Annotated in this window: 23 protein-coding genes and 1 riboswitch; of the genes, 1 reads left to right on the top strand and 22 read right to left on the bottom strand. The window is 45.8% G+C overall.

Annotated features, from left to right (window positions below; all coding sequences use genetic code 11):
• Position 1: 1 nt before the first annotated feature.
• The 9 genes from PO771_RS09340 to PO771_RS09300 all read right to left on the bottom strand — a co-directional run bounded on the left by PO771_RS09340 (position 2) and on the right by PO771_RS09300 (position 10446).
• Positions 2-1171: a CaiB/BaiF CoA transferase family protein gene (locus PO771_RS09340; RefSeq protein ID WP_272563002.1), complete on the bottom strand. Its 1170-nt coding sequence runs from the start codon at positions 1169-1171 to the stop codon at positions 2-4.
• A 164-nt stretch (positions 1172-1335) separates the two neighbouring features.
• Positions 1336-2229 (bottom strand): GNAT family N-acetyltransferase, encoded by an 894-nt coding sequence (locus tag PO771_RS09335; RefSeq protein WP_272563001.1) that lies wholly within the window; start codon positions 2227-2229, stop codon positions 1336-1338.
• The gene (locus PO771_RS09330) at positions 2219-4324 is read right to left on the bottom strand and encodes an S-layer homology domain-containing protein (RefSeq protein WP_272563000.1); all 2106 of its coding nucleotides are present in this window, start codon (positions 4322-4324) and stop codon (positions 2219-2221) included. The genes PO771_RS09335 and PO771_RS09330 overlap by 11 nt, the downstream gene beginning before the upstream one ends.
• Positions 4325-4519: 195 nt before the next feature.
• Positions 4520-5671: a PASTA domain-containing protein gene (locus PO771_RS09325; RefSeq protein WP_272562999.1), complete on the bottom strand. Its 1152-nt coding sequence runs from the start codon at positions 5669-5671 to the stop codon at positions 4520-4522.
• A 25-nt stretch (positions 5672-5696) separates the two neighbouring features.
• The gene (locus PO771_RS09320; RefSeq protein ID WP_272562998.1) at positions 5697-6386 is read right to left on the bottom strand and encodes a TrkA C-terminal domain-containing protein; all 690 of its coding nucleotides are present in this window, start codon (positions 6384-6386) and stop codon (positions 5697-5699) included.
• 139 nt (positions 6387-6525) lie between these two features.
• The gene (locus tag PO771_RS09315) at positions 6526-7800 is read right to left on the bottom strand and encodes a cation:dicarboxylate symporter family transporter (RefSeq protein WP_272562997.1); all 1275 of its coding nucleotides are present in this window, start codon (positions 7798-7800) and stop codon (positions 6526-6528) included.
• Positions 7801-8434: 634 nt separating this feature from the next.
• Positions 8435-9541 carry a flavodoxin-dependent (E)-4-hydroxy-3-methylbut-2-enyl-diphosphate synthase gene (gene ispG / locus PO771_RS09310; RefSeq protein ID WP_272563132.1) on the bottom strand — a complete coding sequence of 369 codons (1107 nt, stop codon included), beginning with the start codon at positions 9539-9541 and terminating at the stop codon, positions 8435-8437.
• 110 nt (positions 9542-9651) lie between these two features.
• Entirely contained in the window at positions 9652-9843 is a 192-nt protein-coding gene (locus tag PO771_RS09305; RefSeq protein WP_272562996.1) for a hypothetical protein, read from the bottom strand.
• Between the two features lie 66 nt (positions 9844-9909).
• A complete protein-coding gene (locus PO771_RS09300) occupies positions 9910-10446 on the bottom strand; it encodes a D-glycero-alpha-D-manno-heptose-1,7-bisphosphate 7-phosphatase (protein ID WP_272562995.1) in 537 nt (178 codons plus the stop codon).
• Positions 10447-10602: 156 nt separating this feature from the next.
• Between PO771_RS09300 and PO771_RS09295 the strand changes: the two genes are divergently transcribed.
• Positions 10603-10851 (top strand): hypothetical protein, encoded by a 249-nt coding sequence (locus PO771_RS09295; protein WP_272562994.1) that lies wholly within the window; start codon positions 10603-10605, stop codon positions 10849-10851.
• 102 nt (positions 10852-10953) lie between these two features.
• Here PO771_RS09295 and PO771_RS09290 read toward each other — a convergent pair whose 3' ends face one another.
• The 13 genes from PO771_RS09290 to PO771_RS09230 all read right to left on the bottom strand — a co-directional run bounded on the left by PO771_RS09290 (position 10954) and on the right by PO771_RS09230 (position 26254).
• Complete coding sequence (locus PO771_RS09290; RefSeq protein ID WP_272562993.1) at positions 10954-12240, bottom strand: acetyl-CoA hydrolase/transferase family protein; 1287 nt, start codon at positions 12238-12240, stop codon at positions 10954-10956.
• 171 nt (positions 12241-12411) lie between these two features.
• Positions 12412-12813: an adenosylmethionine decarboxylase gene (gene speD / locus PO771_RS09285; RefSeq protein ID WP_096466099.1), complete on the bottom strand. Its 402-nt coding sequence runs from the start codon at positions 12811-12813 to the stop codon at positions 12412-12414.
• Positions 12814-12988: 175 nt separating this feature from the next.
• A complete protein-coding gene (locus PO771_RS09280) occupies positions 12989-13579 on the bottom strand; it encodes a non-ribosomal peptide synthetase module (protein ID WP_272562992.1) in 591 nt (196 codons plus the stop codon).
• Between the two features lie 195 nt (positions 13580-13774).
• Complete coding sequence (locus PO771_RS09275) at positions 13775-15058, bottom strand: homoserine dehydrogenase (RefSeq protein WP_272562991.1); 1284 nt, start codon at positions 15056-15058, stop codon at positions 13775-13777.
• Positions 15059-15127: 69 nt separating this feature from the next.
• Positions 15128-15241: riboswitch (SAM riboswitch) on the bottom strand.
• Between the two features lie 73 nt (positions 15242-15314).
• A complete protein-coding gene (locus tag PO771_RS09270) occupies positions 15315-16181 on the bottom strand; it encodes a DUF1002 domain-containing protein (RefSeq protein ID WP_272562990.1) in 867 nt (288 codons plus the stop codon).
• 265 nt (positions 16182-16446) lie between these two features.
• Positions 16447-17514 (bottom strand): branched-chain amino acid aminotransferase, encoded by a 1068-nt coding sequence (locus PO771_RS09265; protein ID WP_272562989.1) that lies wholly within the window; start codon positions 17512-17514, stop codon positions 16447-16449.
• Between the two features lie 104 nt (positions 17515-17618).
• Entirely contained in the window at positions 17619-18791 is a 1173-nt protein-coding gene (locus tag PO771_RS09260; protein ID WP_272562988.1) for a Ger(x)C family spore germination protein, read from the bottom strand.
• Positions 18775-19872 (bottom strand): GerAB/ArcD/ProY family transporter, encoded by a 1098-nt coding sequence (locus PO771_RS09255; RefSeq protein WP_272562987.1) that lies wholly within the window; start codon positions 19870-19872, stop codon positions 18775-18777. Before PO771_RS09255 ends, PO771_RS09260 begins: the two co-directional genes overlap by 17 nt.
• A 15-nt stretch (positions 19873-19887) precedes the next feature.
• On the bottom strand, positions 19888-21354 hold the full coding sequence (locus tag PO771_RS09250) for a spore germination protein (RefSeq protein ID WP_272562986.1): 1467 nt from the start codon (positions 21352-21354) through the stop codon (positions 19888-19890).
• A gap of 125 nt (positions 21355-21479) precedes the next feature.
• Complete coding sequence (locus PO771_RS09245) at positions 21480-22688, bottom strand: multidrug effflux MFS transporter (protein ID WP_272562985.1); 1209 nt, start codon at positions 22686-22688, stop codon at positions 21480-21482.
• A gap of 55 nt (positions 22689-22743) precedes the next feature.
• Positions 22744-23592, bottom strand: coding sequence for a MerR family transcriptional regulator (locus PO771_RS09240; RefSeq protein ID WP_272562984.1), 849 nt, complete (start codon positions 23590-23592; stop codon positions 22744-22746).
• A gap of 103 nt (positions 23593-23695) precedes the next feature.
• On the bottom strand, positions 23696-23908 hold the full coding sequence (locus PO771_RS09235; RefSeq protein ID WP_272562983.1) for a hypothetical protein: 213 nt from the start codon (positions 23906-23908) through the stop codon (positions 23696-23698).
• A gap of 21 nt (positions 23909-23929) precedes the next feature.
• The gene (locus PO771_RS09230; protein WP_272562982.1) at positions 23930-26254 is read right to left on the bottom strand and encodes a PEP/pyruvate-binding domain-containing protein; all 2325 of its coding nucleotides are present in this window, start codon (positions 26252-26254) and stop codon (positions 23930-23932) included.
• Between the last annotated feature and the right edge of the window lie 213 nt (positions 26255-26467).

The raw sequence follows: 26467 nt of genomic DNA, 5'->3' as shown, positions 1-26467 counted from the left end.
TCTATATAATGCCGCGCTCCCGAAAGTCACGCAGTACGTCATCCTCATACCCGTATGCACGCAATACTTCATCCGTATGCAGACCACGCGCAGGTGGGAATGATGCGTCTGCCGCTGCGCGGTCGAGCAGCGGATTTTTAATTTCGGTCACAGCATCTGCGTCTGGCCGCGTCCAGAATGCAGCACGTTCTGTCATATGCGGATCAGCCATCGCTTCCGCTATCGAAAGAACAGGAGTCAGACAGACGTCTTCTGCCGCGAATCGATCCACCAGCTCAGCGCGTGTATGCGCCTGAAAATACGCGCTGACATCCTCCCGAATCGCCGCCTGCTTGTCTGCTGCCCAGTGGTCAGGTAAACGTGGTACAATCTCTGCCACTTCACAAAAGCGCTTCCAAAACTTCTCCTCTAATGCACCAAGCGCCATCCATTGCCCATCTCTCGTCTCATATACGTCATAGCAAGCAAGGGATCCGGTCAGCGGATTGAATGTCGCAACACCACTTTCCTGTCCAGCTAGATGATAACCAAGCGGCGGAATCATGAACGGCAGCACACCATCTGTCATCGCGACATCAAGATACGCTCCCTCGCCGCTGACTCCTCGCTTCACAAGTGCAAGCAGCACCGCGTTCACCGCATGCAGCGCTCCACCGCCGATATCAGCAATTTGTACAGCTGGAAGTGCTGCATGGGCCTTCCCTCTGGCATGAATCGTCTCATGCAGCAATCCGGTAAATCCGATAAAATTCAAATCATGCCCCGCTTTTTTCGCGTACGGCCCTGTTTGTCCGTAACCAGTCAACGAAACATAGATTAGACGAGGATTCAACTCCCGCATTGTTTCATAATCAAGACCGAATTTGCGCATAACACCTGGACGGAAGCTCTCAAGCACAACATCTGCGTCTGCAATCAATTTGCGTGCTGCTGCACGTGCTTCTTCGTGTCCAAGGTTTAATGTCATGCTGCGCTTGTCCCGGTTTAATAGCTGGTATAATGCCCCGACACCAGACAGCATCGGCTCCATATCCCGCGCATAATCTCCCATCTGTGGATCTTCTACCTTCACGACATCAGCGCCATAATCCGCTAGATACATCGAACAAAGCGGCCCTGGCAAAAGTCTAGTAAAATCAAGTACACGAATTCCTTTGAGCGCTTCTCTCATCTGCACCTACTCCGAAAAAGTATTCCCATTCGAAGCAGGTTCACCTCCCCGTTTTGTTTTTTTAATGTTAATATTCAGTATTTTTTAACTTTATCATATATTAACTTGTTCTTCTTGTTAATCTTTTTTCATGGTAGAAAAAAAGAGCCAATCTCACAATAAGATTAGCTCTTCGAATCTATATTCTTGTATGTTCGACGCAGGATGTGTTCTTGCGAATCGGGACCCATAATGCGACGACGCATGGCTTGAAGCATCGGTTTGTTCGCTCCCTCCACAAAACAGAGCGCCTCGGTCAGGTCAGGTATTTGCATCATGCGGTGAATTCCCTCGGCGAACAATGCCAGGCCCCGGCCCATGCGCTGGTACTGCTTTTTCACAAACATCGTTTTGTACAAGAGAGCGCTCTCCCCCATCCGCTCTGTGATAAGCCAGCCGACCAACTCGTTCTGATCACGCAAGATAAGGGAAAGCTCTGGGTCGATCGCGCTCTCCTCCACAAACGGTGAGAGCAACGATGGATACCAGACACCTTCCCCCTGGCGGATTACAGCCCGTTCCAGAGTGTCAGTTGACAACCAGGTCGTGATAGAAAATCGTGGTGGGAGCTGCCGACAGCGTACGTACCAACTACTTTTCAGCAGGTGTTGTGGCGTGCCACGGAATAAATGGATGCCTGGGTGTGACGGAGCATAGCCGCACGACTGGAAAAACATTTCGAACGGTGACGTCTCTTTGGCCGCCGCCATGAATTCGACGTACAACCGCTCACAACCATGTTTCACCAGTTCTCCCTCTAACGCTCTCATCAAGTGAGATCCTATATGATCGCGGCGACATGCAGGAGTGACAAAGATAGAGAGCAGATTAGCCAACTGTGTAGATATCCTTCGTTCCGCGATCACTACTCCGATCGGACGATTGTTCTGTACAGCTCCGATGGCAATCAGCTCCGCTGACGCCTGACGCAGACGAGGCTGAAAGTCAGGCGGTGTCAGCGACAGAAAGGCCGCGGCGTTCTCTTGCGTAACACGCAGCAACATCAGATTAGGGGGCATTGACCTCACACTCCACAGAGCCCTGCAGCGGGTTATTTGCATAATCGAACGCGCCATCTTTGATGGTGATGCGGAATTTACCACCCGATATTACGATCTGGTTCGCTGCGATGTAGTCCTGTATGTTGATCTCTAGACGATTCCCCGACCACTCATAGCTATTTAACGGCATAGCCAATGTTATGGTATCAGCAGTACTAAGTGTTCCCGACGGAGAATATTCGACGAGAGGGGTAGACAGCGGGTTAGCCACTACCGGTTCGCTAAATGGAATCGTAATGCATTGACTGTTATAAGATGGTGTCCCAAAAGTTGGAGCTGTCTGGTCAAACACCAGAGGGATATTATGTGCATCGATCTCTTTTCCGTCTTGATCCCAAAGATAGGCAGTAAGGGTAACTTGAGATGATTCGGACAAGTTATCTTGAGGCTCTAACTTTACGCCTTTTACATCATTAACTTCTCCTGGGGCGACTGTAAGTAGTGAAGGATCACTCGATTTAAGTGTCAACGTCCCCTGTTGCTGACTATAATTGTCGATAACCTTAAATCCAAGAAGGTCAGCGTTATATTGTAGAGACATAATGCCCTGACCATTACCAACCTGCACATAATTTTTCAGATTATGCTTATTGTACTGATATCCACTTGGAAGATTGGTGCTATCATCCACTAACGTAATATTATTACTACTGTCTTTCTTTCCTGAATGAACATACAATATAGCCCTTGGTTGCGGAAAAATCTTGAGCGCTCTCACGGTTACGTTGAATGTTTCGCTTACCGTATCACCTTTTCTATCACTCGCTGTCCCAGTAATCGATGCTTTTCCAACCGCCACCGGACTGATCACTACTGTATCACCAGTCACATATACAGAAGCTATCCCTGCGTTATCCGATACAGCAGTAAAATCCAATGGGTCTCCATCCGGATCTGCAAAGTGTTCCCTTAGATTTATTTGTACCCCAGGGTCCCCCATAGTCGCTACTTGATTCTGGATTTTATTTGTGACTACAGGAATCTGATTACCAGGCAAAGGAGCTCTCAATTTAACTACACCTGTCGGAGCGGATACATTCCCTTCATTATCTACCGCATAAATATGGTAGTCTGCTCCCTCTAGTCCCTCCGTGTTCATCCTTGTATCTGCATTTACAGCTACGACAGGTGCTTTTTTCGCCCGATTTTCTGAAACTTCTCTTTCTAAATCTGCCTTATTCCTTGTATTTACGGAAGCTAGAACAAGGTATACCGTTCCCACTTCATTACTTCTAATCAAAATTGGATTTCCTATATCAATGGAGGAAGATGATACGAGGGTAACTGTAGGTGCGGTCACATCTCTACTACTCCCACCACCCCCTCCTCCACCGCTTCCGCCTGTATTGCTATTCGTAACGGGCGTAGGTATCGGTGTTTTCGGTTGTGTTGGTTGAGTTGGAGTGGTAGGAGCTGGAGTTTGATTTTTTTGCTTTTCAGCTACCTGGAGGAACTTACTCGCTACTAAAGCAACGGCCTGCCGCTCTGCATTGCCCTGAGGATTAAAGGTTCCATCCTGGTTACCTTTAATCAACCCTAATTCCAGTGCTGCTGCGACCGCATCTTTTGCATAATCAGCAATGGAGCCTGCGTCTTTAAATGAAAGGCTAGCTGCCTTCCCAGTTGCATCTACCCCTAACGCCCGCACAAAAATAACTGCCATATCTTGTCGTGATAAACTCTGTCCATTACCAAATTTTCCATCGCCTACCCCTGCTACTAAACCCGCTTTTACAGCAGCCTCAATATAAGCGTAAGAATAATGGTCAGCCGGAACATCTGAAAATGTTGGTGTAGCAGGAGGTTTAGACGTATCTAACGCTAAAGCTCTCGCCAATATAATTGCAAAATCTTGTCTTGAAATTTTCCCGGTAGGATCGAATGTTCCGTCGCCTTTTCCATTTATAATCCCTTCGCTTACTAGCTTCTGAATAGCTTCCTTTGCATAAGAATTACCAATATCCTGGAGAGAAGGGACCGCGTATACAGGAAATGCGCAAGAGCTGAGTAACGCACCAGTAGCCAGAACCTTCAAAATTTTTTTCTTATTCAATCTCATCTCCCCCTGACTAAAAAGTATTTGATACTTTACTCATATAAATGAATCATATAGCCTGTTAATCGTATACTGATAAGCCTGTATTCGTAAGATTCTTTATTCCTATATCACTGTATGACTTAGTCATAAATTCATAACTAAAAAAGGCAGCACATTTCTGTGCTACCTGAACATACATAAATCAAAATTTTACTGACTAACCCACAGCTCCATCGAATCAACCCTGCTAATGCGCTCGCCTGCCTGCGGCTTCTGCTTGAACACCGTTCCTGTTTTCGAGAAGGAGGATTCCAAATAGTATTTATAGCGAATACCTGCTGCATCAAGCTTCTGTCCGGCTTCTGCGAGCGTCATACCTCCCACATCCGGAACTTCCACACCAGCAGCCTGCTTATCCGCAGCTGGTGTTTGTGCCTTGCTGTCAGTACCACTTCCAGAAAATACAGCGACACCTCCGAGCAATAGAACAAGTCCAATCGCGACTATTGTAATCGCGCGGGCTGGAATACGCGGCATGGACCAGTTCAAGCGTTTAGTCTGCGCACGCATTGCTGCACGTGCACGTCTTGTATCCCGCAGGCGAGTTTGATTCGGTTCTGCCGATTCGACAATCCGCTCTTTTTTTACCGAGGTATCTACTGCTTTTCTCCCCGTTGCAAGCTGTGTATTTTTAATGTACTGATACAACGCGGTTATATCTTCAAATGTTTGCGCCAGCATCTCTTCATATCGATCGGCAGATTTTTTCTCTGCCTGTCGTGCCATACCGCGCAGCGACTTGCGGACGATGAACGGATCACCCGCATACGAAAGGGCCAACTCCTCAATGATCTGGGCGGGTGGAAGTATAAGCTTCACATCACCAAACATTATATAATGGATCAAGCGAAACACTTGTTCAACCTCGTGTCCAATGGCAGCTTCGTCCGCCGACCAGCTGTCGATCACTTTGACTTCTCCTGTTTCCGTAAGCCACAGATTATCAGCCGTAAGTCGCAAGCCACGACCGCGAACCGCACATGCTTCTAAAAGAATACTGACAAATTGTCGACTCATTCCCAACGCCTCTTTGAGAGAAAGCTTCGCCCCTGCCTGGCTGAGTAAAAGCCCTGGAATGTATTCTAACACATAAAAAATCCCGTCTGTCGTTTCACCACGACTGAGAATTTCAAGGGCAGCCTCTCCATGCATAACCCATTCAGACGGGGCTGCTTTTTCCGGTACCAAATAAATGAGCACATCCCGCTTTAGCAAACTATCATGTCCTCGATATAGCTGTCCGCCTACCCCTTCATACAACTTTGTATCCGGCACGTATCGATCATGTAAGTCGTGATTCATCTTTCCGTTTGTCCTCCAGTACCATTCATCGTTCGTCTTCAGGTAATCGTGCTGAGCTCAATATGAAAAACTTTCGGATCGTGTCTGCTGAACCATACACCAAAACTTTATCCCCTGGCAGCAGCACTGTGCTGCCTGTCGGATTTTTAATGATATGATGATTCCGTTTAATGTTCATAATTTTGACATCCTGTTGAGCAAGGTTCAACTCCTTAAGCGGAACATTCGTCATATGATCGTGCCCTTCTGTAATGTCGAACTGACGCATCACATACTCGCTGTCTACATGAAACACTTCTTCAATTGACTTATGGTGTACATAATAACGATCAAATCGCCCTCCTACATGCCGATGCAGCAAACCATGGAAGAAGCTGCTCCGCAGTAAGAAAAGCGCCCCAACCAGAATGGCGAGTCCGATTCCAAGGTCGCTTAAATGCACCGCGCTGCTCACGAGGAAGCTAATCATAAAAGATATGATAATGGTTAACGAAATCGTACCAAATATGATCAAAAATGAGGCAATCCGGCGGCGCGCTGGATGACCAATGATCATCTCGGACTCCGATGTAGTGTAACCCGTATTCGTTAGGAGTGAAATCGCCTGAAAACGTGCCACTTCCCGTCTAAGTCCAGTCATCTGCAAAAGCATTGTTGAGATTTCGATGATCAGGATGATTAAAATAATATATAGGGCAAAAAAAACAACGTTCAACCCCGAACCCCCTACTGATTTTTCTAGTGTACCCTAATATTAAAGAAGAAACCGGCGAGCATGCAAGTGAAAATCCAAATCAACACATAAAAAAAGCAGCTGCCCATTTGAGCAACTGCCTTCTTGTATTGTGCTATCGTTATGAAACCTGTGTGTCAAGATTGTGGTTGCGAATGTAGTCATCCGCTTCTTCTTTGTTAAACTGTCCTTCCCACTTGGACACTACGATCGTCGCCACACTGTTACCTACTACGTTTACGACAGTACGCGCCATGTCGAGCAGACGGTCAATACCAGCGATAAACGCAAGACCTTCAACTGGGATTCCAACAGAGCCAAGTGTCGCCAGCAATACAACAAACGATACACCCGGTACACCAGCAATCCCTTTTGACGTAAGCATCAATACGAGCATCAGAGTAATCTGTTGACTAATGGAAAGATGGATGCCGTACATTTGTGCAATAAAGATCGCAGCCAGTGCCTGATACAGCGTACTTCCGTCCAGGTTAAAGGAATATCCTGTTGGAATAACAAACGATGTGATTGATTTCGGACAGCCCATTTTTTCAAGCTTTTCCATGATGCGCGGCAGAACCGTTTCACTACTTGCTGTTGAATACGCCAACAGCAGCTCTTCTTTCAATACGCCCATCAGTTTGAAGATGCTAACTCCTGCCCATTTGGACAGCAGACCGAGTATAACAATAATGAAGAAAGCCATTGCTCCATAAACTGTAACCATTAATTTACCCAGCGGAATAAGCGAGCTTACGCCGAACTTTGAAACAGTTACACCGATAAGTGCAAATACACCGAATGGAGCAAAACGCATAATCGAGTTTGTTAAATTAAACATTGTCTCTGCAACAAGTTCAAAGAAATTAAGGAGCGGTTTACCACGCTCACCAAGTTTCGCCAGACCGAGACCAAACATAACCGCGAAGAAAATGATCGCAAGCATGTCGCCTTTTGCCATTGATTGCACGATATTCGTCGGAACGATGTTAACAAGTGTATCAGCAAAACCATGTGATTGTGTTTCATGTGTAGTTGCTACGTATTTACTAATATCGGTTTGTGACAGGTGTGACATATCGACACCAACACCCGGCTTCACAATGTTTGCTACAAGCAGACCGATGATGATCGCAATTGTCGTAACAGCCTCAAAATATAGAAGCGTTTTCCCGCCCAGTTTCCCGAGCTTTTTCATATCGCCGACTCCGGCTACCCCGACAATAAGCGTTGAGAGCACGATCGGTACAACGATCATTTTAATCAGATGAATAAAGATGTCTCCGATTGGCTTTAGGATATCTGCCACTTTCGGGTTGCCATAGAAGATGGCGCCGACAGCAATACCTAGGACAAGACCGATCAGGATTTGCCAGACTAACCCTAATTTCTTCATATTGTCACCGCTTTCATTCGTAGTTTGCAACACCTTATATGTAAGCTCAGGCGTTGTTCTGATGTTTTTATTGTAAAATCGTCCGACAAAATTCTACATAAATCTTCATAAAAATTTAAAATAAAATTCAAAAAAGACTGTTGAAAGCCGGAACATAGTGAAAGGGAGTGGGAGAAGGGCGGAGCCGTTCGCTTCGGTACGCTTGCAGGAAAGCAGCAACTGTCCGCTCCGGGAGCCCGGCGAACGTGCCCGCAAAGAAAAACCTGCGAGGTTAATTCACCGAAGGATTGCGGGCAAAAACTCGTCCGCCGTTCTCCCTCCGCTGAGTAGGCGCGTACAAGCGCTCTCTTACTCCGCCCTTCTCCCACTCCCCGCACAACGTTTTGGTTTACAAAAAATGCTCGACACCAGAACGGATTTGCTCAGGTAGTCACTGGCTTTACAAAAGATCGCTTCCTTATTTTTTACCTACATGCATCTTGATTATGCTTAATCGTATGTCTGTCCAATCTCGCTTCTCCACAACACGCCGGGAAAATAAACTACAATAAGAAAAAGAGACTGTCTCAGTCGCCATGTTACGGCTTTGAGACAGCCTCTTGCTTCATACTATACGTATGGAATTTCTACCTTACTACACGGTTTGATGACCGGGACGCGGTAGCTCACCTGTGCGATAATAAATGTCGGCGAGCTTGTCGATTTCTTGTTTTAGCTCGTCAACCATACTTTCTTCTGGAATCTTGCGCACCATCTCGCCGTGTTTAAACAGCAGGCCTTCGCCACGTGCGCCTGCAATGCCGATGTCTGCTTCCCGTGCTTCCCCCGGCCCATTAACAGCGCAGCCTAATACAGCTACTTTAATCGGCGCTTTAATTTTTGCGATATAGTCTTCAATCTCATTAGCGATGGAGAAAAGATCAATCTCAATGCGTCCACATGTCGGGCAGGAAATGAGCGTAGCTGCATCGGACAATAGTCCGAATGATTTTAACAGCTCCCGTGCTACCTTAATTTCCTCAACCGGATCGGCACTTAATGACACGCGCATAGTGGAGCCGATGCCCTGCGCAAGAAGTGTACCGAGTCCAGCAGCACTTTTTACTGTACCTGCAAACAAGGTGCCCGCTTCTGTGATCCCCAGGTGAAGCGGATAATTGAACGCGGCCGCAGCCTTCTGGTACGCTTCAATCGCAAGCGGTGCATTGGATGCTTTCAGCGACACGATAATATCGTGGAAGTCAAGCTCTTCTAAGATGCCGATATGATGCAGCGCACTTTCGACCATCGCCTCTGCGGTTGGATATCCGTATTTATCAAGCAGATGCTTCTCCAGTGAACCTGCGTTTACACCGATACGAATCGGAACTCCGTTTGCTTTGCAGGCGCGGACAACTTCCTCCACTTTCTCCCGCTTGCCGATGTTGCCCGGGTTGATCCGAACTTTATCAATGCCGTTCTCAATCGCCTTGAGTGCCAGCTTATAATCAAAATGAATGTCGGATACGAGCGGAATGGAGATATTCTGCTTAATCTCCTTAATGGCTTCCGCCGCTTCCATGTTGTTAACCGTCACGCGGACGATCTGGCAGCCCGCCTCTTCAAGACGGTGAATTTGTTCGACCGTCGCTTTGACATCCGCTGTCTTCGTCGTTGTCATGCTCTGGACGATAACCTGGTCATTACCACCAATCGTCAGATTCCCCACGCGTACCGGTCTTGTCTGTGTGCGATGATACATCGTTTTTCGTTCTCCTTTACCGAACGGATTTGTGATCTTCGCTTCTATCTTATCACAAATCGCATAACACGAGTACATACGCCTTCTCGCAAATGCAGCTTGGCCTCCCGTTAAAATAAACTGTTTAGATCTACCCCACGCTCGCGCAAAATACGGCGCAATACTTCCTTATGATCGCGCTCGGTAGCGGTATTCATTCCGAGTGTCAATGAAGCCGACATTTCAATGTCGTATAAAGTATCTTCTAGCTCATTTGTCGGCAGTCCGCGGTAGCGTTCGTATAAAGCAGTCAAATCACTCACGTTTCGTTCCTCCCTTTCTCCTCATTGTTATGATTATTTTCCTTTATTTATCTTATTCACACACAATTAGTGACGTTCACCACTGACCTGGACAAGTGCCATGCATGCTTCATGAAGCGAGGAATACACATAGTCCGGATGCGGTGACTTCCCTTCCAGATTCTCTTTGCCAATGTACACCGTTTGTAAGCCAGCCGCCTCTCCTGCCTGAATATCTGTGTAAAAATCCCCCACCATATAACTTGCACCTGGATCAATATGGTAGCGTTTGATCAGCTCGACCATCATGCCAGGACCTGGCTTGCGGCATACACAGCCTGCCTTTGGCTTATGCGTGCAGGCACGGACTTCTCGAATTCGGCCGCCCGCTGCCTCGATTTGTTCTGTCATATATACATGAATTTCATCAAGTTCAGCCTGCTTCATAAATCCAAGCCCCACGCCACCCTGATTGGTCACAACAAATACCTCATATCCGGCCTCATGAATCATGCGAATCGCTTCAAGCGCCCCCGGCAAAAAGCGGAACTGTTCCACACGATTAATCGGATGCGGATTGTCATTAATGACCCCATCCCGATCTAGAAAAAAGGCTTTTTTCATACAAGTCTCCTTTCAGATAGGTGTAATGATACACATACAGAATTTAAATTACAAAAATTTCATGTGAATGGCCCATATTGGCGTATAACATGATATAATGAAACCAACACCAGAAGATGCCACAAACTATGACACATAGGAAAGGGGCAATCTATCATGGAAACCAACAACTATCTTTGCAAATGCGGAATGTATACTTATCACTGCGAATGCGTTCCTGAAAATCAAACAACACATTACAATGAATTGATACACCGTCTTCGTGATAAAGCGGACGTTGTACTAGGCGCAGAAGAATTACCTGTCGTGCTTCGCATGCTACCGACAGATGAGACTCGTCTTATTATCGCCCCGCTCAACAATGGCTACTACACGGCTCATATCGCTACCCCAGCACCTGTCTAATTCAAACTCCCGCCCGGCGCTATGCCGGGCGATTTTTTATTTCTAGTATATCCACAAAATAAAAAACGCAGCTGCTCTCTAAGGAGCAGCTGCGTTTGTACGCTAGTAAAGCAAGCCGAATTTCTTCGCTTCGAACTCCAACTGTTCCCGGAATTTCGGATGCGAAATCGCCAGCAATGCTTTCGTTCGCTCCGCAATGCTTTTGCCGCGCAGACTCGCTACCCCATACTCTGTTACGATGTGATCGACATCGTTCTTCGATGTTGTAACAGCCGATCCGATCGTCAATTGCGGGCGAATGCGGGAGATTGCACCGTTCTTTGTGGTCGAATGTAAGCAAATGAAACCTTGACCATTTTTTGCGAACAGTGCCCCGCGAGCGAAATCTGCTTGCCCACCGCTCGAACTGTAATAGCGTCCGGCTATCGTCTCCGATGCGCATTGACCGAGAAAATCAACTTCTGTTGTTGCGTTAATCGAAATCATATTATCTTCACGGGCGATGATGCGTGGGTCATTTACGTATTCAACCGGCAGCATCTCGACTGCTGTATTATTATTCATAAAGTCATACAATTTTTTTGAACCGAGAGCAAACGTACCGACAATTTTTCCAGGACGTGTTTTTTTCTTCGTGCCTGTTACAACCCCTTTATGTACAAGCTCGACAACACCGTCTGTAAGAAGTTCAGTATGAATGCCCATGTCTTTATGATCGCCAAGGAAATTAATAATCGCATTCGGCATCGCGCCAATTCCAGCTTGCAGCGTTGCGCCATTCGGAATACGTTCTGCGACATAAGAAGCGATCTTGCGGTCCGTCTCGGTAATCTCTGGCTCACGCGCTTCCGCTAACGGATAGTCAACCTCGATATAACCAAGAATCTGGCTAATATGTACTTGATTCTCCCCAAATGTCCGCGGCATGTTTGGATTTACTTCGAGAAAAAATGGCACCTTTCCGATGAAAGAAGCAGCATAATCAGCACCTGTACCAAGTGAGAAATAACCGTGTTCATCCATCGGAGAAGCGGCAGCGAGCACGATCGATGTTTTCGTCGTCTCACGCAGCAAACGCGGTACTTCGTGGAAATGGTTCGGTACGAGATCACATCCACCTGCTAAAAACGCCTTGCGCGATGCTCCGCTCAAAAAATAAGCGACATGACTCAAATGCGGGCGATACTTACCATAAATATAGTCTCGCTCTTTTAACGCATGCATTTGGTGAATACGAACGCCTTGAAAACGGTCTGCGTATTTCTCTAATGTGTCAAGCAGAACAACTGGTTCACCATTGGCAAGCGGTACAATCACATCATCCCCATCGTGAATGTAGCCCAATACATCCTCTGGTACCTTACATTTTGTTTCCATCTGGATACTCATCCTAACCCTCCAAGCATGTGTCTTTCCATTTATATGAAGCTAATGTAATATCTCCATCTCATCATATATGTGTATCAGTCGTTGAGCAAGGGTTATTCCGTTAAAAATAAATGAAAAATCCACCCTTTATTTGTAAAAGGGTGGATGATCCTACTTTGTTTCTATGCGCAGTTACGCGTTTTGTTTTACTTTCATCACGTCAGATTGTACAACGTCCATCTCACCCATACCGCGAATGAGCTTACGAGCATACATCTTCTCCGGCTGGAGAATGTTCACCATGTACTCAATTGCAAGTTCCGGATCAACTGTCTCACCACATGTATAGCAGTCAAGTGCAGCAAACCCTTTCTCCGGGTATGTATGAATCGAGATGTGACTCTCTGATAACATAACCAGTACAGTTGCTCCCTGCGGTTCAAACTGCTGAGCCTGAACGGACAGCACTGTTGCACCGCATGCTTCTGCCGCCTCTACCATATGACGCTGCAGAAATTCAGCACTGTTTAATTTCTCAAAATCGACACCCCAAGTATCAATCGCTACATGTCTTCCGAAAGTAGAATATTCCATCTTCCGGTCCCCCCTCCTAGCAAATATATTTGTATACATTCTCGCTAGGACCTACGTCATTCACTATATATCGAGGAGAAACTTCCTTGAGTGAATCCTGGTTCCTAATGTAATCACAAAGATGAAGATACCACGATTCCCTCTATTTTGCAACTATTTTCTCGGAAAAAACCGCCTATGCTTCCATCATAAACAACTGTTTGGACAGCTCTGCCAGCTGGCGGTCAACACCTTTTGTTGAAAGCCCCTGCGTAATACGCTGATTACGCAAATCTAGCAACTGGTCAATGTGCAGCTTAGTCCAGTCAATCGCATCCTCTACGCCGCACGCTTCAAATAAACGCTGCATGTCACCAAGCGTATCTTTATATTCAAAAACAAGCCTTTCCTGTCCATCCTTTTGTTCCACAATTTTCATCACATGGCCGCCCGCATATTCATATACCATCGTATATGTCGGATACAGCCGGTGAACAATCCCGCATCCTTTAAACTTGCGTACTGCCATTCGCATCTGATTGGCCAGCTTCGCATCGTAAATTTTACACTGACCTTCGCATGTATACGTATCATGCCCCATCCGCTTAAACGACAGCGGAAGCTCCATCCCTTTATCCAGTAGCACAACTTCCGTTTCTCCATTATCGAAGACGCGAACTTGCGTACTGAACTCCGCGCGGTCAAACATTTCGATAAACAATTGTAATTGCAGTGCACTCAGTTCGAGAACAAGCTTCTTGTATTCAGTGGCTACACGTTGAGCCATACAAATCTCTCCCATTCGTTTTTTCCTGCCTTTTTATTATTATAACGAAATGTTAGATCTATTCTCCAATCGTCTATGATATAGAAAAAAGGAGGATTTGAGAGAGAACCTTATTTAATCTCATTAAAACGCTGTTGATTCCTACCTCCATCCATTATATGATGAAAAATTACATTTTTCTTGTCCAATTTGCTTCTAATTAATGGTCACTGGACTCAGCACGACTTCTGGCTCTGCTAGCAGTTCCCGAAAGCGAACGACTGCCCCTATGTGGTATGCAAATGCGTTAATTACAGCTCGATCATGCGAGCTAAGAAGCGCTGCTACATGTGTCTGTCCATTTCGTTTCACCGTCTCTACCCGATGCAGCACACCGGCCTCACCCGACAAAAACGACAGCAGGCTAAATTCCCCCCGCTCATCTTTCGGCTTCAAAGTAAAAAAGGCTGCTTCCACCCCTGTTTTTTCTACGATTTCTTCCGCTGCAAGCGCAACAGCCGCTGTTTCTGGAATAAATGTCGTACCGCGCACCGCATGTACAATATCTTCCACAATCGCACTTCCTGTCGGCAGCATGCCTGCTCCTTTACCTGTAAAGAATAAATCTCCTACCACATCCCCTGTAACAAACACACCGTTGTATTCATTTTTCACTTGCGCTAATGCATGCGAATGCGGCACAAGCGTTGGTGCTACCTGTACACGCAAGCTCGCACCGACCCGCTCGGCTGTGGCGAGCAGCTTTACCCGTAAGCCCAGATGACCAAATAACTCAATCTCTTCCGCTGTAACACTAGTGATCCCATCCCGCAAACTTGCTTTCTCGTCTATCTCTTCACCAAAACAGAGACGAGCTACAATCCGGATTTTATGAAATGCATCATATCCTTCTACATCGGCGGTCGGGTCCGCTTCTGCAAAACCAAGCTCCTGTGCCTCAGCAAGCACCGCTTCATATGGCAATCCTTCTTCTTCCATACGCGTCAGAATATAATTCGTCGTACCGTTCAAAATACCCGCCACACGCGTAATCCGATTTACATTCAATAGCTGGGCTAATGTATTCAGAATCGGAATCCCTCCACCTACACTTGCTTCGTATAACAAGCCGACCCCTTGCTCTTGTGCCAGCGTATGCAGCCAGGCCCCGTGTATCGCCAGCAGTTCTTTATTTGCAGATATGACATGACAGCCACGTGCAATTGCCTCTTCCATGTAACTAAGCGTTGGCACAAGGCCCCCCATCGCATCAACGACAACATCCGGCTCACTCGCCCAAACGCGAGCGATATTATCTGTAAGCAAACTGCGTTCCACTTCCACCTTACGCGGGCGCGCAGTATCACGCACCAAAATGCTTGCTATCTCAAATGCTACACCGGTCTGCTTGCGAAGCCGCTCGGCGTGCGTTTGTAAAATCGTCACCACTCCCGATCCTACTGTTCCAAGTCCAAGTAAAGCAATGCGTATGTTTTTCATATTTCCCCCTCCAGTTTCTATAAAAAAGACCCTCTTCCTAAGAAGAGGGTCGGGTATCCGAATATCCTCCTCTCATCTTCCAAAGCTTATGTACAAAGCTTTGATGGAATTAGCACCGTACAGGAAAACCTGTGGTTGCTGAGACTTCATCGGGCCATGTCCCTCCGTCTCTCTCGATAAGAGTTGTTGTTCTTTTGTACTATTCATTTAATTATCACATATCTTACTTGGATATTTCTCCCCTGTCAACCTGTAATTATGCAAACCAGCTCAGCATCTTATCAATTAAGTGCTTAAGGAACTGCAAAATCTCCTGAACAAACGACTTCGCTTCCGGATTGCTATTCAGAAAATCCTGCACTTGTCCTTTATAGCTTGAGATCTGGTCAAGCGTCTTGCTCCAGTCGATGTTTAAATTCTGGATTTTGCGCAAAATACTCACAAGCGAATCAATTTCCTGATCACTTAGTGTAAGCCCCATCTGCTGTGCCACATTGTTGATCATCTGGCGCAGCTGATCGTCGCTCATTTTGCCGGTCTGTTTGGCTAACTCTGCTTTCAGACGCGTCAGAAGCTCGGCTGCTTTTTCCTTATCACCAATCTGCTCGGCAATTTTCGATGTCGTTACCATTTCTTCACTGGCAACTTTTTTCTGATTTTCGTCGATTTTTGTACCCGTTACTTGTTCATACGCCTTCATGACGCCGGTTAAGCCTGCTGTACCTGATACCGGGAACGGTGCATCGACTTTTACATTGGCATCTTTCACACCCGCTGTTGCCAGTGCATTCTCATACATCGCTTTGCTGATGCCCGTAATGTTATTCGTCTCAACTTTAATCCCCTGACCCGGTTCTGCCAGTTGAATCATCGTAGACGAAATGGCCCGGGTGCCAATTACGTTCTTCGGCAATAGTCCATCGAGATATTTATGCTCTTCAGCATTCGTAACGGTAATTTCTTGCGCTTCCTTCGGTGGATTGAAGCGTCCTTTGATCTGTTGTTTTTGCGCTGACGACAAGTTCTGTCCGTATGTTACAATTGTGTCGCCTGGTGCGGCATCCGCAAAGGCGGTTGCGGTTGATAGAAGAAAGAAAAGCACTGTTAAAGCCAACTTTCGCACTTCTATCCACTCCTCCCCATGTCAAATATAGATTGGTTTTCCCACCTGATTATACCACAGGCATTTCAGACGGGATGATTAATTTTACGTTCGTCTTATGGCAGAGTTTCGTTACACCGTAAAATTTTGAACCTGCCCTTCCAGTTTTCGAGAAAATCCGGCTAGTTCCGAAACATGTGTTGAAGTTCACCAAAAAGAAAAGAGTGCATGAAGTCGTCTCTCTGACGCCTCATACACTCCTGTCACAATCAAACCTATTTACTTTTTATACTTCAAATGTCCAGCCGAATGTATCCTTTACTTTTCCGTTCTGAATCCCTGTTAATGTATCATACAATTCCTGGGACACCGGACCAATCTCACCTTTGTTAATGATGATCTTTTTATCTTCCCAGTTTAATTCTCCGACTGGCGAAATAACCGCTGCCGTCCCCGTTCCGAATGCTTCTTCCAGGGTTCCATTCATAGATGCCTCATACAGTTCTTCGATCGAAACTCTTCGTTCCACGATTGGAATGTTTTTGTCCTGTAAAATCTGGATAATAGATCGTCTTGTAACCCCGCTCAAAATACTTCCGTTCAACGCAGGTGTTACAACTTCCCCATTGATTTTGAAGAATACGTTCATACTGCCGACTTCTTCGACATACTTTTTCTCGACACCATCGAGCCATAATACTTGCGCATAGCCCTGTTTTTCTGCTTCTTCCTGCGCACGCAGACTTGCCGCATAGTTTCCAGCTGTTTTAGCCACACCTGTTCCCCCACGTACCGCACGAACATATTCACTTTCGACGTTAATTTTGACCGGCTTAAGCCCTTCCGGATAGTACGCTCCAACTGGAGATAAAATTACAGCCAGCAAATACTGCGGGGAAGGATGTACACCTAATGCAGCATCCGTTGCAATAATAAATGGACGGATGTAAAGAGATGTGCCTTCCGCTGTTGGAATCCAATCCGCGTCTGTTCGGACTAACTCCTTAATTCCTTCGAGTACAAGCGCTTCATCGATTTGCGGAATGCTCAACCGCTCATTCGAGATATTTAAACGCTCCAGATTTTGATCCGGTCTAAATAACAGCACCCGACCGTCTTCTGTTTTATATGCTTTAAGACCTTCGAATACAGCCTGTCCATAATGAAATACCATGGCAGCCGGATCAAGACATAGCGGCGCATAGGGAACAATGCGAGCATCATGCCAGCCCTTACCTGCTGTATAGTTCAGCAAAAACATATGATCGGTAAAATATTTTCCGAAGCCTAAATGTTGCTGGTCAGGCTTTGTTTTTGGATGTTGTGTTTTTTCAACCGTAAACTGACTACTCATGCTACCATTCTCCTCTGCTATTCGATTTCAACATCAAATGTACGAATTGTTTTTCATTTATAGTTATACCATTTTTCTGATAATACGTGAAATATATTTTCCGTTTACTTTTTGATTCGTTCTCTGCCTTTTGTGCCGAATTCGGTAATGGTTACTTGAATGTTGACTTTTACAGGCATACGGCTGAATGCTTCGTCCCAGTTTTGCTCATATTCTTTCCATACTTGATGGTCCTGGATCCCAAGCTTTTTTCCACATCCGATTACATCCACTTTTAATTCCTTCTGAGTTTTACGTAATGTTCGTTGCGTCAGCTTTTCTAGTTGATTCTGTATGACTCGTTCTGCCTCGTGCAAAAACTTTTCGTCAAAGTCATCCTCTGCCATCACATTATCTTCACGCAGCTTTCCCTTTACGTTAATCTGTAACGTAAAGCCAACCTTTTCTTTCTTTACTTCTGATTTTATTTGATGTTGAATACGATCGACTTCAAATACAATGAACTTCCCCTTTGCCATTTTGCCCTTAACGACTCCATTTTTCACTTCTCCTCGCAACAAATTTAATCCCCCTACCTCTTCCGGGGTCAATGTCCCGATCATTTTGGCATTTTTTCCCTTTATAACAGCAGCGCCGCTCATTTGTGCTTTGTCTTTTACGACCATTACTCTTGGAATGACCAGGTTTCTCTTGCTTGTTAATTGCTTAGAAACGTCTCCCAGAGTTACTTCAGGTGTAATCTGTATCACTTTTTTACTATTTTCCACAATATCGGATAAATTCACGGCAGGATTATTTTCAATAATGGGGCGCTTGTTTAATACATTTTTTGCTTTTCCTTGTACAATGACTACCTTAACCGTCCGGCGCGCTTCTGTATTGCGCAAAAAGAAATTCAACAGTTCCTGCAAGTTATAGGTACGAGCTATTTCCTCACTAATTGCCAGCACCTTCAAGTATTCATACGATGGAGAATTCCCTGTAATGGTAGATACGTGCCTGATGCCCTCGAATACACTTTCTGTTTTCGTTGTAACGTTTGCATACGCCTTTTTCGAACCGGCGGATTTTCCTGCGGACGCCTGCGGAATGACAATGTTATGGGTAAGATCAAATTTTTTACTGTCCTTCCCCTGTTTATCCTTTTTCTCCGGCTGGTCAATGGCAATTCCGGTTACAATTCCGATGTCTTCAATTTCAGTCCGATCCCAGCACCCTGTAATCACGAGTACCCATACAAAAAGAAAAGCCCAACGTTTTTCATGTCTGTGGCGCATATTTTACCTTCCTTATTTTTGCACATATCCATACAAGGAGTGGCAATAGTATAGCAAGTCCTATGCCGAACAAAGCCATTCCCCGCCCCATCTCATATGCTGCATTTATATCTGGTGGGTACACGGCTATTCCATAAATCAAGGGAAGCACTGCATAAACAAACGGCGTAAGCTTCTTATTGAACAATTGACTCAACCCAAGGCTGGCAAAATATTGACTATATGTGTACGTGGTGTACATAAACAAAACCCAGAATACGAGCAGAAACAGTTCAAATCTCTCGAAAAAACCGCCCGGAAATGAAATCTCTTTTGCCATATCCATTACAGGAAGAAGCAGTGTCTGCGTTTCTGCCGCCGTAAGTGTACTTATGGTAACCATGGTAACTAGTGTATACATCACGGTTGCAATCCCAATCCCTGATACCGTCGATCGAACCGCATGATCCGATTTCTTCATAAATGCATATAAAATGAACACGCTTTCTGCACCTGTATATGGCAAAGCTACAGACATTATCCCTTTGACAACTGGCATCACTCCATCGACTAGCACAGGACGTAAATTGTCGATCTCGACGTTACTTAAAGCAAGCAGAAGTATGACCAAAACAAGCAAAAGTGTAATCGGAGATACAAACTCACAAAAACGGGCAAGAGCATTGACTCCCCCGACTACGAGATACGTGCCAACCGCCATAAATAAAATCATAAGCACAATCTTGGGTGTCCTGGTCAGCAAATGCATATGAATTACCTCTGCCATAATTCGTGACTGGTATGCGGCCTGAACTAAAAAATAGCCTGACAACACCAGACTCAACAGTCTGCCGATCCACTTTCCGAATATCTCCTGGCTGTACTGAAAGAACGTTCGTTCCGGGAACATCATGCTCACTTTCGTTACAACATACACAATTCCCATTATCAAAATCCCCGCAACAAGTACACTGATCCAGGCATCATGATTACGAGTCGCTTCCGTTGCAGCCCGGGGAAGGGACAGAATCCCGGAACCAACTAAATACTGAAAGATGCTCAGCGTTACCTGTTTTGACGTAATTTGTTCTCTCGGGTTCATACATATCTCCTACCTCTACCGTCTGGTTGAATCTTTTGGTTTTGTAATCCGGGTGCGTTTTCGTAATGTGAAAAACGGTAGCCGTAACAGTCCGTCTTTCCAATCACGAAGATAGATAGGGGCAAACGGCGCCAGATATGAAACACCAAAGCTTTTTAGTTTTACAAGATGTGCGATGAGAAAGATCGACATCAAAATCACCCCAAACAACCCTAAAAATGAAGCGGCTATCATCATGCTAAATCGCATGATTCGAATGGCAATCGCCGCACCATACTGTGGAAACGAAAAGGAGGAAATGGCCGTTAAGGATACAACGATGACCGTGATCGGGCTGACAATTCCAGCTTCTACCGCCGCTTGTCCGATAACGAGCGCCCCTACAATTCCAACCGCCTGACCTATCGTTTTAGGAAGACGAATCCCTGCTTCGCGCAGGATCTCTACGGTCACTTCCATGATGAACGCTTCCACAATCGAAGGGAACGGAACACCCTCTCTCGATGCCGAAATCGAAATCGCCAGCTTCGTTGGAATCATTCCGTGATTGTATGAGATAAAGGAAATATACAGAGCAGGCAGAAATAAAGAAATAAAAACAGCTATATAACGTAACAGACGAATGAGCGAGCCGGGAATCCACCGTTCATAATAATCTTCCGGTGAACTCATCAGCATCGGGAAGGTGACAGGGGCCAGCAGAACGAACGGTGTTCCATCCAGCAAAATGGCAACACGCCCCTCCAGCAAAGCCTGTACAACTCGATCCGGCCGCTCCGTATTTTGTGTTTGGGGGAAAGGGGATAAATAATTCTCTTCAATTAATTGTTCTACATACCCTGATTCCTCCACCGCATCGATATCAATGCGTTCGACTCGACTTTTCACATCGTCTACTAATGCTTGATTCGCAATTTCCTTTATGTAGACAACATACAGATCTTTTTGCGAACGCCGTCCCACTTTATAAGGGAGAAAAACAAGATTCTGGTCTTTAATTTTCCGACGAATAATGGCCGTATTTTTATGAATAGACTCTACGAACCCTTCTCTCGGACCACGTATTAACGCTTCTGTTATCGGCTCTTCACTCGGCCTGGTTTCCCAGTTGCTTGTTCCTATCACAAAGGCTTCTGCAATTCCCTGAACAAGTAAAACCGTATTCCCGACAAAAATCGCCTGCATACACTCTTCTACCCGCTGTACAGGCTGAACGGTCGATACCGGAATGGCCTCGGTTATGAGCCACTGTTTGACCTGCTTATTCTCCATGTTTCCTTCCGTGTTTTCCGTACCTGGTTTCATCAGAGGCATGAGAATTTGTTCATGGATTTCTCGCTTATCCACTAATCCTTCAATGTAGATCATCGCCGCTTCTTTGGCTGCATCATGAATGATCAGCCGACGCAGCACAACGTCCGGGTTTTTGCCCAGCATATTTTGTAAGGTTTGCGTATTCGTCTGCAAATCCTCTGTCAACACCGGTATCTCACCTGCCATTCCGCTCCATTTATCCATTCATATATGCTGTTAGTATGAACCAATACAGTGATTTACACCCATATATAAAAAAACCGTTCCTACATACACGTAGAAACGGTTCGTATTTACCTTCGCCAAATAAGAATCGCATAACATACAATTGCACCGATATCAGTGATGGCAATGACCATCCCCATTGGAATCGCGGTGTGACTTCCACCGATCCCGACAAGTGGAGCGACCAGCCCACCGAAGATAAAGGAAAGAACACCGAGTAATGCCGAGGCGCTGCCTGCTGCCTGCTGTTGATTTTGCATAGCCAATGAAAAGCCGACTGTCGTTACAATCCCGACGCTTGAGACAACGACAAACAACGGCAGCAAAATCGCGAGCAGCCCTGCTCCAATGAGAATCATACTTAGCAGAATCGTGCCCCCAAGGCAGGCGAGCCAGAGCCCGCTAACAAACAGCTTCGTTTCGCTTATACGGCCTGCAAGCTTTCCGGTAATTTGCGTAGCGATAATAATCCCAAGACCATTGATCGCAAAAAACAGGCTGAATAGCTGCGGGGAGGCACCATAAATGTTTTGCAAAACAAACGGTGAGCCGGATATATAGGCAAACATCGCAGCGACGACAAGCCCCTGTGATAATGCGTAGCCCATAAACATACGGTCACGCAGCAGATTCCGGAAGGTAGATAGCGTATTCATCAGCCCACCCCTCGAGCGATGTGAAACGGCCAATGTTTCCGGTACACTCACGTAAACGGCAAGCAGCAGGGCGATGCCGATTATACTGAGCACAATAAATACACCTGTCCATGAGGTCATCCGCAAGAGCTGTCCGCCTACAATCGGCGCAAGAATAGGGGCTGCTCCGTTCACAAGCATCAACAGGGAAAAGAATTTCGTCAGCTCAGTTCCTGAGTACATATCCCGTACCATGGCACGGGATATGACAATGCCAGCCGCTCCCGCTAATCCCTGAATAAACCGGAGCGCAATAAGCGCCCAGATGGAAGGGGCAAAGGCGCACAACAACGACGAAACGGCATAGACCATCACCCCGATCAGCAGCGGCCCACGCCGCCCGCGTACATCGCTGATGGGGCCTGCAAGCAGCTGCCCAAGTGCCAGACCGAGCAAACAAAATGTCAGACTAAGCTGCGTAAGCGAGGCACTGGTGTGCAAATCTTCAGCCAATACAGGTAAGGCCGGTAAATACATATCAAGGGACAGCGGACCAAATGCTGATAACGCCCCAAGTATAATCGCCATCCATAGCCTGCGTGACCTGGCAGGGGTTGAAAGCGTCGATTCTCCATAATTCATATATATGTCTCTCCTTTTCTCCATAAAAAAATAAGCATAGAAACAGTTTCTATGCTTATCTTGAACCCTCCAGTTGCTGGAGAGTCAACTTCTTTACCGGAATTTGTATCTCTGTGAGATAGTCCTCTTTATGTCGGGAGATAAACTGATCAATAATCGTTCTTTCCACAGAGTCTCCGCTTATGTCATACCCCTGTTCCCCGATATAATCAAGCATCCTCGCATAATACGCAGGAGAAGCACTGTGATCCCCGTTATAATATACACAGGCGTATTCCCCTTCTGGCAGCGTGCTTACGAATTCATCATGCGTTCCTTCTTCTTCTACTACAAGAAAGATCGAATTGTATTTCGTAAACTCTCCTTTTTTGAGATGATGACTGGATACGGTAAGCCCTACTTTTCCTATGAATATCGAGGAATTCTGCCCGGTCATGTTCTCTAGCTTCCGCAGCGATAACTCGAGCTGATGTTCCGAGCAGATTTTTTCCTGCAAACGTACAATCTTTCTTTCCGGAAGCTCTCGTATCTGGACAATTCCTCGCTCACTGATCGTTCTTGCTTTCTCTATTTCTGCAATTCTATTTTCAAATCGATCTCGTACGCGTTCCAATTCTCTGATTTTGTTTTCTGTTATTTCCTTCTGCTGTTTTAATAGCTGAAGGAAGTGATCGATTTCTCGTCGATCTAGTAGGGTTTTGATTTCTTTTAATGAAACTCCGAGCGTTTTTAAATAGTTTATCGTGTTTAATTGCTCGAACTGCTCTGTGGAATAGTAGCGGTATCGACTGTTTGGATCAATTTCTGCCGGTGTAAATAATCCGATCTCATCGTAGTAACGAAGCGTTTTAATCGGAATGTTATGTAGCTGCGACATCTGCCCGATGGAAAACCGATTTTTCATTCTTATCATCCTGACGTTTATTTGATCATTCCTTCCCCTTCATCAAAAGCGGAGAACCGTTCCCTGGTGAATGTTCTCCGCTTTTCATTATTGAATGACCCGACTATTTCAACTGCCGTCCAAATTCTTCACAATTTGTCACAGGCGCCTGGCACGCAAAATTCTCACAGATGTAAGCTGTTGCTTGCCCATCCTGAACGACCTTATCCGTAAGAACAGGGGCGGGTCTATGTATTTTCTCTTTCGTTTCCTCTGGTTTACGATTGTTAGCATGGCTATGTGGGTTGTTACGATTCATTCCAGCTCCACCATTCATAGGATAAGTTTTCCTCCTTGTTCATTTCTTAGTAACTGTACCCAGACTTCCATTTACCAAAACCAAATCACCGTTTTCCAGCACAGTTGTGGCATTTCCACAGCCAACAACAGCCGGAATACCAAGCTCGCGGGCAACGATTGCTGCGTGTGATAAAGGTGCTCCGATGTCGGTGACTATTGCCGCCGCCTTTGGGAACATGGGCGTCCAACCAATATTCGTTACAGTAGTAACAAGTATTTCTCCCTTTTGGAACTCATCGGCTTCATCAAAATTACGCAGGATATGAACCTTGCCTTCAACTGTTCCAGGCGCTCCAGCAAAACCTTTTATTGAGTTTTCGCCTGAGACAAGCTTTTGAGCATTACTATCATAGTAATCCTGCCGTCTGTCATTGGAAGCCAGCCATTCTTCTGGATTAAACCTGCCCCTGATAAACATTGGAAATGGCGGCAGTTCTTGATACTTTTCAAAGTTGGTTCGTCTGACGGGCAGCTGATCCAGCATGCCGCAATCACCCTGCAAAAATTTCGGCACTTCAAAGCAGTACATCATAAAGATATCGTCGCCTACTCCTGTAACCGCGCCGATTTTCAGAAGCAGATGCCGCATTACCCTGAACACCTTAACAAATTCATTTCTCAGCGACTCACGGGTGTTTGCGTCCTGTGAGACCTTTGCAAGCTTTTTCTCCAGCCATTTTTGTTTGGCGGGATATTCTCTAATAAATTCCTTCTTAGCCTTCTCGAACACTTCAGTTTGTTTTTTCAAAAGCTCCGCCGGATTGATACCGGTTTTCTTGTACTCTCTTATTTGCTTGTCCACATAATCCGGGTCATCGGCAGGATAAGGGTAATAGACTTCAAACTCATGAGGGCTACGATGCCCATACAGTTCCAAATATTTTTCCCGGTCAAGCTTTCCGCTAACTACTTGTTCTATACCCAGCAGGGGCTGCATACTTACCAGCGGATTTCCCCCGCTGAAGTTGGAACAAAGCAGGTTTGCCTGTTCCTCGCCGACCATTTTTACAAGCCTATTCCGCAAGGTTGACAAGGTTAAACTTCCTGCGCCCCCAAACCAAATATTCCACAGGGCGGACAGAAATGGACGTACATCCGACACCCACAAGTTAAAAAGCTCCTCTTTTGTGGCGGCTTTTTCTATGGATTCAAGTGTTTCCACATACCATACCGGCGTGCGTTCTAAATAGTACGCTTTTTGCTTTTTTGAGTCCCTCATACGTTTTAGACTCTTTTTTGACCTCGCTACAGTCTCCATAATAATCTCAAACCGCCCAAAGGGGTAGATGGGCACCTCCAGACCGCTTGGAATATGCCCAAATATATCTGCAATTAGTTCTTGTGATTTAGCAGAACTGTAGCCTATCGCTTTAAGCATAGAGATTACAATGCTGATATTGGTATATGTCCGCCCACAAATGTTCCCGAACATATAATACCCCGGCACCTTTTGACACTCCATGTCCATTTCGTGCAGCATACTCCATGTAAACGGACTCATCACGTCCGGCACCGCCTCACCAACATTATTGCTGGTCCAAAGCGCATCGGTGTCAAGGCTTTGATTAATTTCGTAAGTATCGTAATCAATGGTCTGCAATGTAGTAATCGGTCTCGCCTGAACAATGTACAGCTTATCATCAACAACCCATTCAATGTCCAGCATACAGCCAAAAATACTCTCCAGCTTTTCCACCGTACGATGCATGGCTTTTGCAAAGACGGCAAAGCTCTTGTCGCCTTGATATTTTGCTCCTACTCTTGAAATGGTAAAAGGGTATGCGTTGTTTTCGCCTGATACCAGCTGTTCGCCTGCGCCAAAAACCTGATTGCCCACCATGTTGACATGACTGCCAGTGATCGGGTCGGCAGAAAATAGTACGCCCGAAATCTTTGCTTTTATCATGATCTGTACCACAACTGCGATTTTATGGTCTTCGTCAACGCCGTGCGCTCTGCTGTATTCGCTCACACGCCGAGACTTTGCTGAGGCGGCAACCTGTGATACTGCGCTGAACACATCGACCTTTTTTACGTCAAGAACCGACTCAAATTCGCCTGCGAAGGAAGTTTTTGTACTGTCCTCAGAAAGCGCGGAGGAGCGGACTGCGAATAAAACGTCAGGCAGTGAATCCAGACATTTAAGGATATCAGCCTTTGCCTCCTGTTTCACATTACCATCCTCAAATGCTGTAGCCAAAATTACAAATCCGTCAGGAACCCTGATTCCCGCCTGATACATCCGGCATAGGGATGCGCCTTTTCCGCCGGCAATGGTACGTTCATTTTCTGTGGCTTCACGAAAGCTGTATGCAAATTTCATTTTGAAACCTCCTTTCCATAGCTCGTGTAATCCGCGACCTTCATTTGCGGAGACATTTGCGATTCGCTATAGCCTTTAAATGTGTCCAATCTATTGACAGAGATCCAGACCAAGGGAAACCCAGTCATCTGAACATTTTACTATAACCCTTTGAAAAATATCCGCAATAGAAAAAGGGCCAATTAGCATGCCCTTTTCTGTAACCATGTAGTT

Origin of the sequence: Aneurinibacillus uraniidurans (assembly GCF_028471905.1) — a bacterium.
Lineage (GTDB): Bacteria > Bacillota > Bacilli > Aneurinibacillales > Aneurinibacillaceae > Aneurinibacillus > Aneurinibacillus uraniidurans.
Note: the sequence above shows the minus strand (reverse complement) of the source record. Positions and strands in the feature narration are given on the sequence as shown.

Bases quoted from the DNA above. Each gene is read 5' to 3' on its own strand.
- PO771_RS09260 (WP_272562988.1), bottom strand. From the start codon at position 18,791: ATGCGCCACAGACATGAAAAACGTTGGGCTTTTCTTTTTGTATGGGTA.
- PO771_RS09325 (WP_272562999.1), bottom strand. From the start codon at position 5,671: ATGAATCACGACTTACATGATCGATACGTGCCGGATACAAAGTTGTAT.
- ispG (WP_272563132.1), bottom strand. From the start codon at position 9,541: ATGTATCATCGCACACAGACAAGACCGGTACGCGTGGGGAATCTGACG.
- PO771_RS09240 (WP_272562984.1), bottom strand. From the start codon at position 23,592: ATGAAAAATCGGTTTTCCATCGGGCAGATGTCGCAGCTACATAACATT.
- speD (WP_096466099.1), bottom strand. From the start codon at position 12,813: ATGGAATATTCTACTTTCGGAAGACATGTAGCGATTGATACTTGGGGT.
- PO771_RS09280 (WP_272562992.1), bottom strand. From the start codon at position 13,579: ATGGCTCAACGTGTAGCCACTGAATACAAGAAGCTTGTTCTCGAACTG.
- PO771_RS09315 (WP_272562997.1), bottom strand. From the start codon at position 7,800: ATGAAGAAATTAGGGTTAGTCTGGCAAATCCTGATCGGTCTTGTCCTA.
- PO771_RS09340 (WP_272563002.1), bottom strand. From the start codon at position 1,171: ATGAGAGAAGCGCTCAAAGGAATTCGTGTACTTGATTTTACTAGACTT.
- PO771_RS09255 (WP_272562987.1), bottom strand. From the start codon at position 19,872: ATGAACCCGAGAGAACAAATTACGTCAAAACAGGTAACGCTGAGCATC.
- PO771_RS09275 (WP_272562991.1), bottom strand. From the start codon at position 15,058: ATGAAAAACATACGCATTGCTTTACTTGGACTTGGAACAGTAGGATCG.
- PO771_RS09230 (WP_272562982.1), bottom strand. From the start codon at position 26,254: ATGAAATTTGCATACAGCTTTCGTGAAGCCACAGAAAATGAACGTACC.
- PO771_RS09335 (WP_272563001.1), bottom strand. From the start codon at position 2,229: ATGCCCCCTAATCTGATGTTGCTGCGTGTTACGCAAGAGAACGCCGCG.
- PO771_RS09295 (WP_272562994.1), top strand. From the start codon at position 10,603: ATGGAAACCAACAACTATCTTTGCAAATGCGGAATGTATACTTATCAC.
- PO771_RS09235 (WP_272562983.1), bottom strand. From the start codon at position 23,908: ATGAATGGTGGAGCTGGAATGAATCGTAACAACCCACATAGCCATGCT.
- PO771_RS09300 (WP_272562995.1), bottom strand. From the start codon at position 10,446: ATGAAAAAAGCCTTTTTTCTAGATCGGGATGGGGTCATTAATGACAAT.
- PO771_RS09245 (WP_272562985.1), bottom strand. From the start codon at position 22,688: ATGAATTATGGAGAATCGACGCTTTCAACCCCTGCCAGGTCACGCAGG.
- PO771_RS09265 (WP_272562989.1), bottom strand. From the start codon at position 17,514: ATGAGTAGTCAGTTTACGGTTGAAAAAACACAACATCCAAAAACAAAG.
- PO771_RS09290 (WP_272562993.1), bottom strand. From the start codon at position 12,240: ATGAGTATCCAGATGGAAACAAAATGTAAGGTACCAGAGGATGTATTG.